Annotated in this window: 14 protein-coding genes; 11 read left to right on the top strand and 3 right to left on the bottom strand. The window is 60.4% G+C overall.

Annotated elements, in window-relative coordinates:
• Positions 1–222 precede the first annotated feature (222 nt).
• The 11 genes from D7241_RS12425 to D7241_RS12375 all read left to right on the top strand — a co-directional run bounded on the left by D7241_RS12425 (position 223) and on the right by D7241_RS12375 (position 12,454).
• A complete protein-coding gene (locus D7241_RS12425; RefSeq protein WP_408101785.1) occupies positions 223–2,355 on the top strand; it encodes a TonB-dependent receptor in 2,133 nt (710 codons plus the stop codon).
• 19 nt (positions 2,356–2,374) lie between these two features.
• Positions 2,375–2,701, top strand: a complete 327-nt coding sequence (locus D7241_RS12420; protein ID WP_408101784.1) for a hypothetical protein — start codon at positions 2,375–2,377, stop codon at positions 2,699–2,701.
• Complete coding sequence (locus tag D7241_RS12415) at positions 2,702–4,279, top strand: PepSY-associated TM helix domain-containing protein (protein ID WP_408101783.1); 1,578 nt, start codon at positions 2,702–2,704, stop codon at positions 4,277–4,279.
• Between the two features lie 4 nt (positions 4,280–4,283).
• Positions 4,284–4,601 carry a DUF3325 domain-containing protein gene (locus D7241_RS12410; RefSeq protein ID WP_408101782.1) on the top strand — a complete coding sequence of 106 codons (318 nt, stop codon included), beginning with the start codon at positions 4,284–4,286 and terminating at the stop codon, positions 4,599–4,601.
• A 212-nt stretch (positions 4,602–4,813) separates the two neighbouring features.
• Positions 4,814–6,868 carry a BCCT family transporter gene (locus D7241_RS12405; protein ID WP_408101781.1) on the top strand — a complete coding sequence of 685 codons (2,055 nt, stop codon included), beginning with the start codon at positions 4,814–4,816 and terminating at the stop codon, positions 6,866–6,868.
• A 235-nt stretch (positions 6,869–7,103) separates the two neighbouring features.
• Entirely contained in the window at positions 7,104–7,877 is a 774-nt protein-coding gene (locus tag D7241_RS12400; RefSeq protein ID WP_408101780.1) for an ABC transporter ATP-binding protein, read from the top strand.
• Between the two features lie 14 nt (positions 7,878–7,891).
• Positions 7,892–8,647, top strand: coding sequence for an ABC transporter substrate-binding protein (locus D7241_RS12395; RefSeq protein ID WP_408101779.1), 756 nt, complete (start codon positions 7,892–7,894; stop codon positions 8,645–8,647).
• 61 nt (positions 8,648–8,708) lie between these two features.
• Positions 8,709–9,404 (top strand): ABC transporter permease, encoded by a 696-nt coding sequence (locus D7241_RS12390; RefSeq protein ID WP_408101778.1) that lies wholly within the window; start codon positions 8,709–8,711, stop codon positions 9,402–9,404.
• Positions 9,401–10,090 (top strand): ABC transporter permease, encoded by a 690-nt coding sequence (locus D7241_RS12385; protein ID WP_408101777.1) that lies wholly within the window; start codon positions 9,401–9,403, stop codon positions 10,088–10,090. Before D7241_RS12390 ends, D7241_RS12385 begins: the two co-directional genes overlap by 4 nt.
• 159 nt (positions 10,091–10,249) lie before the next feature.
• A complete protein-coding gene (locus D7241_RS12380; protein WP_408101776.1) occupies positions 10,250–11,146 on the top strand; it encodes a D-hexose-6-phosphate mutarotase in 897 nt (298 codons plus the stop codon).
• A 228-nt stretch (positions 11,147–11,374) separates the two neighbouring features.
• Positions 11,375–12,454: an FAD-dependent oxidoreductase gene (locus D7241_RS12375; RefSeq protein ID WP_408101775.1), complete on the top strand. Its 1,080-nt coding sequence runs from the start codon at positions 11,375–11,377 to the stop codon at positions 12,452–12,454.
• 6 nt (positions 12,455–12,460) lie between these two features.
• Here the strand turns inward: D7241_RS12375 and D7241_RS12370 are convergent, their stop codons facing one another.
• From D7241_RS12370 to D7241_RS12360, 3 genes are read right to left on the bottom strand one after another with little or no spacing between them, the layout of a single operon-like run.
• Positions 12,461–13,165: a uracil-DNA glycosylase family protein gene (locus tag D7241_RS12370; RefSeq protein ID WP_408101774.1), complete on the bottom strand. Its 705-nt coding sequence runs from the start codon at positions 13,163–13,165 to the stop codon at positions 12,461–12,463.
• Entirely contained in the window at positions 13,149–13,676 is a 528-nt protein-coding gene (locus tag D7241_RS12365) for a DUF3299 domain-containing protein (protein ID WP_408101773.1), read from the bottom strand. Before D7241_RS12365 ends, D7241_RS12370 begins: the two co-directional genes overlap by 17 nt.
• Before the next feature lie 55 nt (positions 13,677–13,731).
• Positions 13,732–13,983, bottom strand: coding sequence for a GlsB/YeaQ/YmgE family stress response membrane protein (locus tag D7241_RS12360; protein ID WP_255978118.1), 252 nt, complete (start codon positions 13,981–13,983; stop codon positions 13,732–13,734).
• Positions 13,984–14,004: the final 21 nt, after the last annotated feature.

The following is a 14,004-nucleotide window of genomic DNA, read 5'->3' as shown; positions in this document are numbered from 1 at the left end:
ATCTCGGCACCAACCGGCATCGATGAGCAGCTCGTGCTGTTCCGCTCGCTCGACTTATGCCTCCCCATGTGCCGTTTCGAAAGCCCGATCTTGGCTTCCTTCCGATTAATAACGGAGCAAGTTAGCGCACCAACCAAACAACTAAACACAATGCAAATTATTTTCATTTAGTTTACATTCCCGCCCCGTTTTCCACATAAGACCAACATCGGGAGCGCTCACGTGTTTCGCAAATCCTGTCTCTGCCTATCCATTTCGCTAGCAACCCTTTCACTTTCTTCGGCCCCAGCCTTGGCCGAAGAGGCGACAGAGCTTGAAGCGGTAACCATCAGCGCAACGCGTGCCCGTAGCGAGGCAGGCAAGACACCGCAAAAGATTACAGTGATCAGTCGTGAGCAGATCGAGCAGCAGCTGGCGATTACTTCGGACCACGGTGCGGTGCTGAGCAACCTGATTCCGTCCTATTCGCCGAGCCGGCAGAAGATGAGCAGCGCGGGTGAAACCTTCCGTGGACGCTCGGCGCTAATTCTCATCGATGGTGTACCGCAGTCCACTCCACTGCGTGATAGCCAGCGCGACGGCTACGTCATCGACCTGTCGATGGTCGAGCGAATCGAGGTGATCCACGGTGCCAGCGCCGAGCATGGCCTTGGCGCCACTGGCGGAATTATCAACTACGTTACTCGTCGCCCTGCAAGCGGCACCCTTCGCCAGCACGCCGGGGTCAGCTTCACGGCGCCCACCGACTATGAGTCCGAAGGCCTCGGCTACAAGCTGGACTATCGCGCCGAGGGGACTCAGGGCAACTTCGACTACCTCGTCGGCACCAGCTGGCAGACCCAGGGCATGTTCTACGATGCCAACGGCGATCTTATCGGCGTCGACGACACCCAGGGTGACGTGATGGATTCGACCAGCACCGACTTATTACTCAAGCTCGGCTACTGGCTCGATGACAATCAGAACATCGGCCTGATGGTCAATCGTTACCAGGTTGAAGGTGAGCACGAGTACGTCAACGTCCCCGGTGATGCCGACGCCGAGATTCCCGCGACGTCGCGCAAGGGCGACCCGCTGGGTAAGGCGCCACAGAACGAAGTGCTGGCGACCAGCCTGTCTTACAAGCACGCCGATCTGTATGGCAACGAACTGGGGCTGCAGCTCTATACCCAGCGCTTCCGCGGCCGCTTCGGCGGTGGTACCAATGGCACTTTCCAGGATGCCGACATCGCTCCGATCGGCGCGCTGTTCGACCAGTCGCAGAACGAGTCAGACAAGTACGGCGGCAAGCTCACGCTCAGCCGCGACGGCATGTTCGACAACCATTTGAGGCTCACCGGCGGCCTCGACGTGCTGCAGGACACCACCAGCCAGCAACTGATCCTCACCGATCGCGAGTGGGTGCCAGAGACGGTATTCCGCAATTACGCGCCTTTTCTCCAGGCCGAGATCCGTGCCCTTGAACAGCTGACCTTCTTTGTTGGCGCCCGCCACGAGTTTGCCGAGCTGGACGTAGACAGCTTTCGCACCATCGCCTCGACCAATCCGGCTCTAGGCGGAGTTGACGTCGAAGGCGGCAATCCGACCTTCGAAGAAACGCTCTACAACGCTGGCGTAGTCTGGCAGATGACCGACTGGGTACAGCTGTTCGCCAACTATTCGGAAGGCTTCGGCATGCCTGATGTGGGCCGCGTGCTGCGCGGCATCGGTACGCCTGATACCAGCGTCGATAACTTCCTGAACCTGCAACCCATCGTCACTGAGAACCGTGAGATCGGCTTCCGTCTGAACAAAGGTCCGTTCGATGCCGAGATCAGCTATTACGAATCCGACGCCGATCTCGGCTCGCGTCTAGACAGTGTTGGCGGCGTCTATCAGATCCGCCGCGAGCGCACCGAGATCGACGGCGTCGAGTTCACTGGCGGCTGGCAGGTCAACGATGCGCATCGCCTGAAGCTGATATATGCCCAGGTCAATGGCCAATCCGACACCGACGGCGACGGCAAGGTCGACACCGACCTCAACGGCGCGAACATCTCGCCGGATCGCTATGGCATCAGCTGGCAAGCCAACTGGACCGACAAACTGCACAGCCTGCTGCAAGCCAACCACTACGCCAGTCGTGACTTCGATACGCCCGGCCTGGAGTTCGATGGCTACAGCCTAGTGGATGCCTTCGTTGGCTATCGCCTGCCGGTCGGTGAAGTGAACCTCGGCATCGAGAACCTGCTCAACCGCGACTACCTGACATACTATTCCCAGGCCGCCAACACCGGCGCGGATGTCACCCGGAACGGGCGAGTATTCAACGGTCGCGGGCGCACCTTCACGCTCGGCTATCAGGTCAGTTTCTGAGCATAGGGGCGCAGCCACGATGAAGCTTCGCAGGCAGACATCCAGCGACCCTTGGTCACGGCGAGGCAGTCTGGCGTTGCGCGTCGTCGCGGCCATCGGCGGCGGCTACGCCTGCACCGTGGCACTGGGTTCAGCCGGTGCACAGCTATTAGTTGTGCTCGGCGGGATGGCACGCAGCGAAGCGGTGATACTCACAGCGCTGCTGGGGTTCATCCTCTATCTCGTGCTGCTGCTATGGAGCTTCTCCGAACCCCGAGTCTGGCGAATCTGGACATTATTGGTCGCTGGCGTTGCGATCGGTCTGCTAGTGCAGCATAACCTGGCTTCTTTACTGATCGAGAGCTGAATGGAACCTGGACAAGGCTTTCGCCGATCAATGAGTTGGCTGCATACCTGGGCCGGAGTACTGCTCGGCGGTTTGCTACTGGCGATTTTCTGGACCGGTTCGCTGTCGGTTTTCGATCGAGAGATCGACCGCTGGATGCAGCCAGGCACGCGCCTGGCTGCACCACCAGAGCAACTATCGCTCGACCGCCTCGTGTTGCCGCATGCTCAGCGACTCGCTGCCGGCGCGCCAGTGTGGACGATCACTTTGCCGACGCCGCGCGCACCGGCCCTGCAATTAGATTATCAGGACCCGCAACAGGGACCCGTACGCCGTTATATCAATCCGCATACCGGCGAGTTGATCACCGATCAGGGCAGCTGGGGCGGAACCCGGTTCATCTTCCCTTTCCATTTCAGCCTGCACCTCGGCTGGCGCAGCATCGGCTATTGGCTGGTAGGCATAGCTGGCATGGGCATGTTGGTCATATTGACGTCCGGCGTGGTGGCGCACCGCAAGCTGTTCGCCGAGTTTTTCACCTTTCGCCCGCGCAAGCGGCTGCAGCGCAGCATGCTCGATTTACACAACCTTACCGGTGTGCTGGTGCTGCCGTTTCATTTCGTGATCACCCTGTCCGGGTTGGTCATTTTCTACCTGATCTATTTTCCGGGGATTACCCAGGCGCTCTATCCGCAAGGTCAGGCGCAATTCCAACTTGAAGCGCTGGGCACCTACTCGCGTCCGGCCTCCGGGATGGCCGCCGACAGCGCGTCGCTCGACACCATGCTGACGAGCGCGAAAGCCATCTGGACGGACAACGGCACCCCCGGCGAGAGCTACCTCGTGCGTATTCGGAATCCCGGTGATCGCAACGCGCTGGTGGAAATCCGTCGGTCCTTCGCGAACGAGGTGACGATGAACGTTGATCGGCTGACCTTCGACGGAGCGACCGGCGCATTGCTGCACCAACATTCGACGGCACCCGTCGCCGGTGTGCAGCGATTTATGACGGGCCTGCATTTCATCCAGTTCGATCACTGGACGCTGCGCTGGTTGTACTTCGCTGGCGGCCTGAGTGGCTGCGTGCTGATCGGAACCGGCCTGCTGTTCTGGACCGGCTCACGACGGGCCAGGCATGAACGTCAGGGCCGGATCGGCGCGCGCCTGGTCGAAGCATTGAGCGTGGCCGCCAGCGCCGGACTGGTTATTGCGACCTTGGCTTTCTTTATCGCAAATCGCCTGCTGCCGTTGGATAGCGAGGTGATCGGAAATCGCCGTGCGGCCCTGGAAGGCTGGGCGTTCTATCTGTGCTGGCTGCTGGCGCTGGCTCACGCCATGCTATGTCCGGCGCATGCATGGCGCAGACAACTGCAGATGGCCGCCGTGATGGCAGTAAGCGCGGTATTGCTGAACTGGCTCACCACCGCCGACCATCCACTGCGCAGCTTGACCGCCGAATATTCAGGCGTTGCCGGCATGGACCTGATGTTGCTGGTGCTCGCCGGCTTTTGCCTGCTAACGGCGACCCGTATCCAACGAGCCCATCGCTCAATGCCAGCCACCGCTGGCGCGCCACGAGAGGAACGGCAAGGTGCCTGAACCATTGGCGTCGATACTTGCCTTCGCCCTTTGCTATTTCGCCTTCGCCCTGCTCGCACTTAGCCAGTCGGCACATATGAAAGTGGTAGATCCAAACGCGCCCGCGCCAGATCGTCCGACCCAGAAACGGAAGCGGCTGGGTGCAGCATTGCTTTTGGGGATCGCCTTGTCGCTTCTGCTTGAAACTCAGGGCGGTGCATTCGGCTCATTGCTCTGGATGACGCTCCTCAGCGCGGGCGCACTCAGCCTGTCGTTCACTTTGAGCTGGAGGCCCGGCTGGCTGCGCTTCATTGCCCGCCTTGTCGCCTCCACGCGTCGCTAATCAGTGGATTGGCATCGACCTCGTCCGCCACAAGTCTGAATGATGCATGACGTACCTTCGAACGCAGCTGACGCAGGCGGATACGTCCCCAATTCGACTACCGAGTGAGCATTCCCCGGCAAATCACCGTCTACCCTTCTGACAGCAGTTTCGCTTTCGGAGCCATAGCGCGTTTCCGTCCCTCTCTCTCCAACCAGAGCCCAGAACGACATATGGAAGCAGAAAAGAAACTCCCCAAGGCCATCATCCTCTTCCCGGTGTTCATCCCTGCAGTGGTAGTGACCCTGCTTCTGGTGATCGGCACGATTAGTAACCCAGACCTGGCAGGCGAGGTGTTCAGCTCGACGCTGGCGTTCATCACCCGCTCGTTCGGCTGGTTCTACATGCTGGCGGTGGCCTTCTTTCTTGTGTTTATCGTCGGCATCGCGAGCACCAAATGGGGCAACATCAAGCTCGGCCCTGATCACGCCGAGCCGCAGTACAGCTTCCCTGCCTGGTTTGCCATGCTGTTCTCTGCAGGCTACGGCATCGCGCTGCTGTTCTTCGGCGTAGCTGAGCCGGTGCTGCACTTCTCCACGCCGCCGGCCGGCGCGCCGGAAACCGTGGATGCCGCCAAGCAAGCGATGCAGATCGCCTTTTTCCACTGGGGCTTCCATATCTGGGCGATTTACGGCCTGACCGGCCTGGTGTTGGCCTATTTTTCGTTCCGCCACGGTCTGCCATTGTCGATGCGCTCGGCGCTGTATCCGATCATCGGCGAGCGCATTCACGGTCCAATCGGGCATGTGGTGGATGTGTTCGCAATTCTCGGCACGCTGTTCGGCATCGCCACTACCCTCGGCCTTTCGGTCACTCAGATCAATGCTGGTCTCAATTACCTATGGCCGCAGATTCCCATCAGCACCATGGTGCAGGTCATTTCCATCGTGGCGATTACGGCGCTTGCGACCTGCTCGGTGGTGGCCGGGATGGACAAGGGCATCAAGAACCTGTCGCTATTGAATATGGCGCTGGCCATCACGCTGATGCTGTTCGTTTTCCTCGTGGGGCCGACTATCTTCATTCTTGAAACCTTTCTGCAGAACACCGGCAGCTATCTCAACAACATCATCGAGCGCACCTTCAACCTGCAGGCCTACAGCCGCAGCGACTGGATTGGTAATTGGACGCTGTTCATCTTCGGCTGGACCATCGCATGGTCGCCGTTCGTGGGCCTGTTCATCGCGAAGATCAGCCGCGGCCGGACCATTCGCCAGTTCGTCTTCGGCGTGATGTTCGTGCCGACGATCTTTACCTTCCTCTGGTTCTCGATCTTCGGCGACACCGCCCTGCATCTGATCATGGTCGAGGGCTACACCCAACTGATCAACGACGTGCAGAGCGACCACGCCATCGCACTGTTCAAACTCTTCGAACACCTACCGCTGAGCTCCATCACCTCCTTCGTCGCCGTGGTTCTGATCGCCACTTTCTTCGTCACCTCAGCCGACTCTGGGGCGTTGGTAATTGACTCGCTGGCGGCGGGCGGCGTGGCGCAAACACCAATCTGGCAACGGGTGTTCTGGGCAACTTCGGCGGGCTTCGTCGCCATCGCGCTGCTGGTTGCGGGCGGCCTAAGCGCCTTGCAGACCATGGCAATCACCAGTGCGCTTCCGTTCGCCATCGTCATGATTATTGCGGCGCTGGGCATGTGGCGCGCCCTGGTGATCGAAGGTCATCACGAAGTCAGCTTGCAAAGCCACATGCAGGGCAGCCGGCTGGCCAGCAATGCCGGGCCCGGACTATGGAAAAAGCGCCTGGCCGGACTGGTCAACTTCCCCAGCCGCGAGGAAGCGGAAAACTTCATCGCCACCAATGTGCTCAAGGGCATGCGCCGGGTGCAGCGCGCGCTGGCCGAACAAGGCTGGCCGGCCGAGGTGCATACCGATGAGCATAATTTGCGCGTCTACCTGGAGGTCATTAAGGAAAACCAGGTCGATTTCATCTACGAGATCCGCCTGGTCGGCTATGCCATGCCGTCCTTCGTGCTCACTGAGGATCCGGATACAAACGAGCAGTACTACCGCGCCGAAGTATTCCTACGCCGCGGCGGCCAGCACTACGACGTCTATGGTTACGACCAGCAGGACATCATCAGCGACATACTTGATCAGTTCGAGAAATACCTGCATTTCCTGCATATCTCGCCCGGCAGCCTGCCCTGGAAGATGGACGAGCACGACGAGATGCTCAGCAACGAACCCGATGCACCAAAGCCCGAGCCGTAAGACGCAAAAGAGCGCAAGTTCATCTATATAGATAGAGGCGATCCGCTTCGCAGCAGACAAGTCACTCGATCATGCAGTGACTGGTCGGTCAGTCTCATGGCAAACGGCGCCACGCTTGGCGCATGCCCCAGCCCATGCTAGGTTTGCGCCTCGCCAGGATGGCGAGCAGTTGGCCGGAGCGCAATTTAAACAGAAAAGGACCATGCAACGCCCTGGTCCGAGAAGAGGAAGCTCAATGGCTGAGGCCATATCCGCACTGGAAATCCGCAACCTGCACAAGCGCTACGGCGATCTGGAAGTACTCAAGGGCATCTCGCTGACAGCGCGCGACGGTGATGTGATCTCCATCCTCGGCTCGTCCGGCTCCGGAAAATCCACGTTCCTGCGCTGCATCAATCTGCTGGAAAACCCCAACGAGGGCGAGATCCTCGTCGCTGGCGAACAACTGCGCCTGAAGCGTGCAAAAGACGGCGATCTGGTTGCCGCGGACGCCAAGCAGATCAACCTGATGCGCAGCAAGCTCGGCTTCGTGTTTCAGAATTTCAATCTCTGGCCGCACATGAGCGTGCTGGACAACATCATCGAGGCGCCACGTCGCGTGCTTGGCCTGAGCAAGGCCGAAGCCATCGAAAGCGCTGAAGCGTTATTGGCCAAGGTAGGCATCGCTGACAAACGCCATGTTTACCCCAGCCAACTATCCGGCGGTCAGCAACAACGTGCAGCGATTGCGCGCACCCTGGCGATGCAGCCGCAGGTGATTCTGTTCGACGAGCCGACCTCGGCGCTCGACCCGGAAATGGTACAAGAAGTGCTTGCAGTGATCCGGTCACTGGCCGACGAGGGTCGCACCATGCTGCTCGTCACTCATGAAATGAACTTCGCCAAGCAGGTTTCCAGTGAAGTGGTTTTTCTTCACCAGGGCCGGATCGAAGAGCAAGGAACGCCCGAGCAGGTGTTCGACAACCCCCAATCGGCACGCTGTAAACAGTTCATGTCCAGCCATCATTAATGGAGCAACACCGCATGAAAAGCTATAAGAAGATTCTGCTGACCGCCGCCGCCACCCTTATGATCGGCGCCAATGCCGTCGCCGCCGACAAGCTGCGTATCGGTACCGAGGGCGCCTACCCACCCTTTAACCTGATCGATGCCAGCGGCCAAGTGGTCGGCTTCGATCTGGATATCGCCCACGCGCTCTGTGCCAAGATGGAAGTAGAGTGCGAAGTGGTCACGTCCGATTGGGACGGCATCATCCCTGCGCTGAACGCCGGCAAGTTCGACTTCCTCGCCGCCTCCATGTCCGTCACCGAGGAGCGCAAGCAGGCCGTCGACTTTACCGACCATTACTACACCAACAAACTGCAGTTCGTGGCGCCGAAATCGGTCGACTTCAAGACAGACGAAGACTACCTCGATGGCAAGGTCATCGGTGCCCAGCGCGCCACCATCGCCGGCACCTGGCTGGAAGACAACATGGACGACGTCGTCGAAATCAAGCTCTACGACACCCAGGAAAATGCCTATCTGGACCTGGCCTCGGGCCGCGTCGATGGCATCCTCGCCGACTCCTTCGTACAGTGGGAATGGCTCAAGAGCGACGCCGGCAAGGACTTCGAATTCAAGGGCGAGCCGGTATTCGACAACGACAAGATTGCCATGGCCGTGCGCAAGGACAACGATGAGCTGCGTGAGAAGCTGAACAAGGCACTGGCGGAAATCATTGCCGACGGCACTTACGAGAAGATCAACGCCAAGTACTTCCCTTTCAATATTTACTGATCCGTCTGAACCGAAGCCCGGCCGCTAATCTGGTAGGTCGGGCTTTGGTGTTTGAGCCCTTATGATTCCCGACCTTCATGGATTCGGTCCGGCGCTGGTCGCCGGCACCTGGATGACCATTCAGCTGGCCCTCGCATCCCTGGCCCTGGGCCTGGTGCTCGGTCTGCTCGGCGCACTCGCCAAGACTTCTCCGTACGCGACCCTGCGCTGGGTCGGCGGCACTTACTCGACGATCGTCCGCGGTGTGCCCGAACTGCTCTGGGTACTGCTGATCTATTTCGGCACCATCGGCTTGGTACGCGGCATCGGTGAGATCTTTGGTATCGAAAATCTCGCCCTCAGTCCCTTCGTCGCCGGCACCATCGCCCTCGGCCTTTGCTTCGGCGCCTATGCGACCGAAGTGTTCCGTGGCGCCCTGCTCGCCATTCCCAAGGGCCACCGCGAAGCTGGCTTGGCGCTGGGCCTGGGCAAACGCCGCATCTTCCTGCGGCTGATCCTGCCGCAGATGTGGCGCCTGGCCCTGCCCGGTCTGGGCAACCTGTTCATGATTCTGATGAAGGACACCGCGCTGGTCTCGGTGATCGGCCTGGAAGAGATCATGCGCAGCTCGCAAATCGCCGTGACCGCCAGCAAGGAGCCCTTCACCTTCTTCGTCGTCGCCGCCTTCATTTATCTCGGCCTTACGGTCATCGCCATGACTGGCATGTACTTTCTCGAAAAACGCGCCGGACGCGGTTTTGTCAGGAGCGCCGCATGAGTTGGGAATTGTTCATCAAGTGGCTACCAGACTTTCTCGAAGGCGCCTGGCTGACGCTGCAGCTGGTCGGCGTGTCGGTCATAACAGGGCTAATCCTTGCTTTGCCGCTGGGCATCGCGAGGTCTTCGCGCATTTTCGCGGTGCGCGCGTTGCCCTATGGCTACATCTTCTTCTTCCGCGGCACGCCGTTGCTGGTGCAATTATTTCTGGTCTATTACGGCATGGCTCAGTTCGAGGTCGTGCGCGAAAGTGTCCTGTGGCCTTTTCTGCGTGATCCCTACTGGTGCGCGATCATCACCATGACATTGCACACCGCCGCCTATATCGCTGAAATTCTGCGTGGCGCGATCCAAAATGTGCCCGCGGGCGAAGTCGAAGCCGCTCGCGCGCTGGGCATGTCCCGCCGCCAGGCGCTGTGGCATATCATCCTGCCGCGCGCGGCACGTATCGGTCTGCCGGCCTACAGCAACGAGGTGATACTGATGCTCAAGGCCAGCGCCCTGGCCAGCACCATCACCCTGCTCGAACTGACCGGCATGGCGCGCAAGATCGCCGCACGCACCTATATGCACGAGGAAATGTTCCTCACCGCTGGCCTGATCTATCTGATCATCGCGTTCGTGCTGATGCAGGGCTTCAAGCTGGTGGAGCGCTGGCTGCGCGTGGATGCCTGCCAGGGGCGCTGAATCGAGAGTCTCGATTTCGATCAACCTTGGCGCCAGCCGCGGACCGCTCGATACGTTACCGATCCGCCCCTGCCATTGACTCAAAGTCCCGCGGCGGTGGAATCCTCCGGCGTGGGCAGGGTCAGAAACAACCCGATCATATTGCCAACGAGACCGCCCATGCCCGCCGACATTCAGCGCATCGAAATGGACCAACTTGCCTGCTGGCGCCTCCGTAACGGTGATGCCGAGGTGATCGTCGCCGAACAGGGCGCGCAGGTACTCAGCTACCGCCAAGGCGAAGCGACGCCGATCATCTGGCTTAGCGAAGAGGCCGCTTTCGAGAAGGGGCAGGCGGTGCGCGGCGGCGTTCCGGTGTGCTGGCCCTGGTTTGGCGATCTGGCACGCAATCCTCAAGCAGTACAGGAAGCGTACCTGGGCAACCAACCGGCTCCGGCGCACGGTCTGGTACGTAGCATCGACTGGGTATTGCAGGACTCACGCAGCGATGCCGACAGCGCCAGCCTGGAATTTTGCTGCAATGCCGATCGCACCCTGCCCGGCTGGCCACACGCTGTCGAACTGAACCTGCAGATCCGCCTGGATCGGAAAGGCCTGCACCTGTCGCTGACCAGCCACAACCAAGGCGATGCCCCGGTCGCTCTGTCCCAGGCGTTGCACAGCTATTTCGCCATCAGCGATATCCGTCAGGTCGCGGTAGAAGGTCTCGATGGTCGCCCCTATATCGAAACCCTGGATGACTGGCAGCAGCGCCTACAGCAGAGCGACCTCCGTTTCAGCGGCGAGACCGACCGCATCTACCTGGATCTCCCCGCGACCTTGAGCCTGCGCGATCCCGGCCTCAATCGACGAATAACCATAGAGACTCGCGGCTCTCGCTCGGCCGTGCTCTGGAATCCATGGATCGCCAAGGCGCAGCGCTTGTCGCAATTTGCCGACGATGCCTGGCAGCGAATGCTCTGCATTGAAACCGCCAATGTGCTGGGCGACATGGTCCGGCTGGGCGCTGGCGCTAGCCATACCCTGAGCGTCTCGATTGGCGTCGAGGCGTTGTAGCAGCCAAACACCAGTCTGAAACGAAGAGGCGGCAGGCATCCAGCAGCATTGAATCTATACTGCAAGCGACCATCCCGCCGCTGCCGGCATACCGCCGGGTTTCGGCTTAGGGAGCCTGCCGGCCAGTCGCAGCGCCCTGGAGGACCTGTGTCATGGAAGCCACGCTACTTCAAGCAGACCTCAACCAATTCGCCGCCATTTGCATCAGTTTTTTTCAGCTGATGCGCCATGAATAACGATTTCGACCTGCTGCTTGCCGGCGCGGGGCACAGCCACCTCGGCGTACTGCGCCAGTGGGCCAGTCGTGAACGTCCCATGGGCCGAATCGGCCTGGTCTCGGCCGAACCCCACGCCTGGTATTCGGGCATGATGCCAGGCCTCATCGCCGAGCATTACCAAACCCGCCAGTGCCGTGTCGCGCTACCCAAGCTCTGCGCGGCGGCGGAAGTGGAGTTCATCCAGGGCACCATGGTCGCGCTGCTCCCTGAAACACCCGAATTGTTGCTGGCAACTGGCGAGACGCTGCGCAGTACCTGGATGTCACTCAACCTGGGTTCCTTGCCTTGGCTACCGGAGCAGAGCGGCGACGGCATGGAGCTGCTTTCGGTCAAGCCGTTCGCCGAATTCATTCGCCGCTGGCAGCAGTGGGAGGAGATTCCCGAAGGGGTGGCGGTACTCGGAGGCGGCGCAGCGGGGGTCGAGTTGGCGCTGGCCATGGCCGGGCGAGTGCCGGCATTGACTCTGTTCACCGATGGCGAGTTGCTTGCTGGACATCCGCCGCGCCTGCGCCGCCTCGCGCTGCACCATCTGCAACGTGCCGATGTAACGGTTCACGAACAGACGCCGATTCAGGCGGTGCATGGCAACACGCTGGTCGGCGATGGGCAGATCCGCTGGCAAGGTCGACGCCTGGTCGTCGCAACCGGCCCCAGCCCGCTGGAATGGCTACGCGAATCTGGTCTGCGCTTGGATGCACGCGGCTTCATCGATGTATCGCCGTCGCTGCAGAGCCGCTCTCATCCACACGTTTTTGCCAGCGGCGACTGTGCGAGCCTTCCCGGCGCCGCACGCAACGGCGTCCAAGCGGTGCGCCAGGCTGGTGTGCTGGCGACCAATTTGGGGCAGGCAGCGATCGGCCAACCATTGCGTCACTATCATCCACCGTCCCATAGCCTCGCCCTTCTGGCCGACGGCCACCGCGGAGCGATGCTGAGCTGGGCGGGAGTGGCAGCGGAAGGCAGGTTGTTGTGGCGTTGGAAAGATTACATCGACCGTAGCTTCATGCGTCAGCACGGTGCCGAAGATTGACCCCGTTCAATCGAGCAGCTGCTGCAGACGCGCCTCCAGCAATGCCGGAAAACGTTTGAACCAGGCCAGGTTGCGCGGCGATGGATGCGGCAAGGGGTGCAGACGAAACGCCCGCGTGGCGCCCTGCTCCGTCGCCAGTTCGATATTGAAATGCGCAGTGAAACGGTCTTCGCGCTGCCAGTACGCTTCGAGCTGTTGGCGCACCTCGCGCGGCTGCTCCATGCCGAACCAGAGAAACGCCTCTCGACCGAGCGTGACGATGTCACGACCATGCCAGTTATCGATCAGCAGGCGCCGCATGAGCGGATGAAAGCGGCGCTTGATAGTCATCGACCAGGCACGGTTGCCGAGCGGCTTGTAGGGCACGGTGTTGATCCAGAAGAAGGCTTGGCCAAGCGCACGCCCGGCCTCGAAATCGGGCATTTCTTCGCCGTGCAGATGCTGGTAGAGCACACGGCGCACCAGCTGACCGCCACTGCCAATGAACGGCTCACCATATCGGACCTCTTCACGGCCGGGGTCACGACCGAAAAAGGCAAGAGGCGCGTCGGCACGGCCGAGCCCAATGATCGGCTCCAGCGGATCCTTGTCGAATTTCTGATAGACCGACACATCGACGCCTTCGATCTCGGACGCGAGCGCGCGAAATGCTTCGCGCTCTGCCTGATCGAGCGGTATCGGGTCCCGTTTCGGCTTAGAGGTCGCTTTCATCCACCAAGGACACCTCGGCTGCGGTTATTACGTACGCCGCGTCGGCCAGATCATTGCTGACCGGCTCGATCCGCAGCGTACCGTCCACCCAAAGCGGTGCATAGATGTCCTCCAGAGCGATGCCAGCCGGATAGCGGACCATCACGATCTGGTTCGGTGGCGGCGGCGGAACATGAATACAGGCGCCTGGATAGGGAACCAGGAAAAACTCGGTACTGCGTCCCTTGCTGTCGGTTTCCAGTGGCACCGGATAACCGCCGAGGCGGATCGTCTGGCCGTTCAGTGCCGGCACAGTCTTGGCCGAATACATCACTTCTGGCAAACCGGCACCCTGTTTAAGCCCACCCTGGTCGCTAAAGCCGTTGGCCTCGGGAGAGTTGTGCTCGATCTCCGGCATTTCCTCCAACGCTCTGCGGTCTTCGGCGGGCATCAATTCGAGCCAGTCGAGCTCAGCTGGCGCAGCGTGAGCGACGGAAGCAAAGCACAGCAGCGAGAAAACTATCGAGCGCATGAGAACCGAAGAATTCGAAGAAAACGGGGCCGCCAGAGGCGCGGCCCCCGACGGATCAATGTTTACGGCTAGTAACCATGCCGTAAATCACCAGCAGGATGATCGCACCGACCACCGCACCGATAAAGCCTGCAGCTTCGCCCGCTTCATAGAGACCGAGCGCCTGACCGCCATAGGTGGCCAGCAGCGAACCGCCGATACCCAGCAGGATGGTCATGATCCAGCCCATGCTGTCGTTGCCGGGCTTCAGGAAGCGTGCGATGAGGCCTACGATCAGGCCGATGATGATGGTTCCGATGATGCCCATTGGCAGTCTCCTCAGGTCCGA

Origin of the sequence: Stutzerimonas sp. VN223-3, from assembly GCF_045999685.1 — a bacterium.
GTDB classification, from domain to species: Bacteria; Pseudomonadota; Gammaproteobacteria; order Pseudomonadales; family Pseudomonadaceae; genus Stutzerimonas; species Stutzerimonas stutzeri_AR.
Note: the sequence above shows the minus strand (reverse complement) of the source record. Positions and strands in the feature narration are given on the sequence as shown.

Bases quoted from the DNA above. Each gene is read 5' to 3' on its own strand.
- D7241_RS12420 (WP_408101784.1), top strand. From the start codon at position 2,375: ATGAAGCTTCGCAGGCAGACATCCAGCGACCCTTGGTCACGGCGAGGC.
- D7241_RS12415 (WP_408101783.1), top strand. From the start codon at position 2,702: ATGGAACCTGGACAAGGCTTTCGCCGATCAATGAGTTGGCTGCATACC.
- D7241_RS12405 (WP_408101781.1), top strand. From the start codon at position 4,814: ATGGAAGCAGAAAAGAAACTCCCCAAGGCCATCATCCTCTTCCCGGTG.
- D7241_RS12400 (WP_408101780.1), top strand. From the start codon at position 7,104: ATGGCTGAGGCCATATCCGCACTGGAAATCCGCAACCTGCACAAGCGC.
- D7241_RS12395 (WP_408101779.1), top strand. From the start codon at position 7,892: ATGAAAAGCTATAAGAAGATTCTGCTGACCGCCGCCGCCACCCTTATG.
- D7241_RS12390 (WP_408101778.1), top strand. From the start codon at position 8,709: ATGATTCCCGACCTTCATGGATTCGGTCCGGCGCTGGTCGCCGGCACC.
- D7241_RS12385 (WP_408101777.1), top strand. From the start codon at position 9,401: ATGAGTTGGGAATTGTTCATCAAGTGGCTACCAGACTTTCTCGAAGGC.
- D7241_RS12380 (WP_408101776.1), top strand. From the start codon at position 10,250: ATGCCCGCCGACATTCAGCGCATCGAAATGGACCAACTTGCCTGCTGG.
- D7241_RS12375 (WP_408101775.1), top strand. From the start codon at position 11,375: ATGAATAACGATTTCGACCTGCTGCTTGCCGGCGCGGGGCACAGCCAC.
- D7241_RS12370 (WP_408101774.1), bottom strand. From the start codon at position 13,165: ATGAAAGCGACCTCTAAGCCGAAACGGGACCCGATACCGCTCGATCAG.
- D7241_RS12365 (WP_408101773.1), bottom strand. From the start codon at position 13,676: ATGCGCTCGATAGTTTTCTCGCTGCTGTGCTTTGCTTCCGTCGCTCAC.
- D7241_RS12360 (WP_255978118.1), bottom strand. From the start codon at position 13,983: ATGGGCATCATCGGAACCATCATCATCGGCCTGATCGTAGGCCTCATC.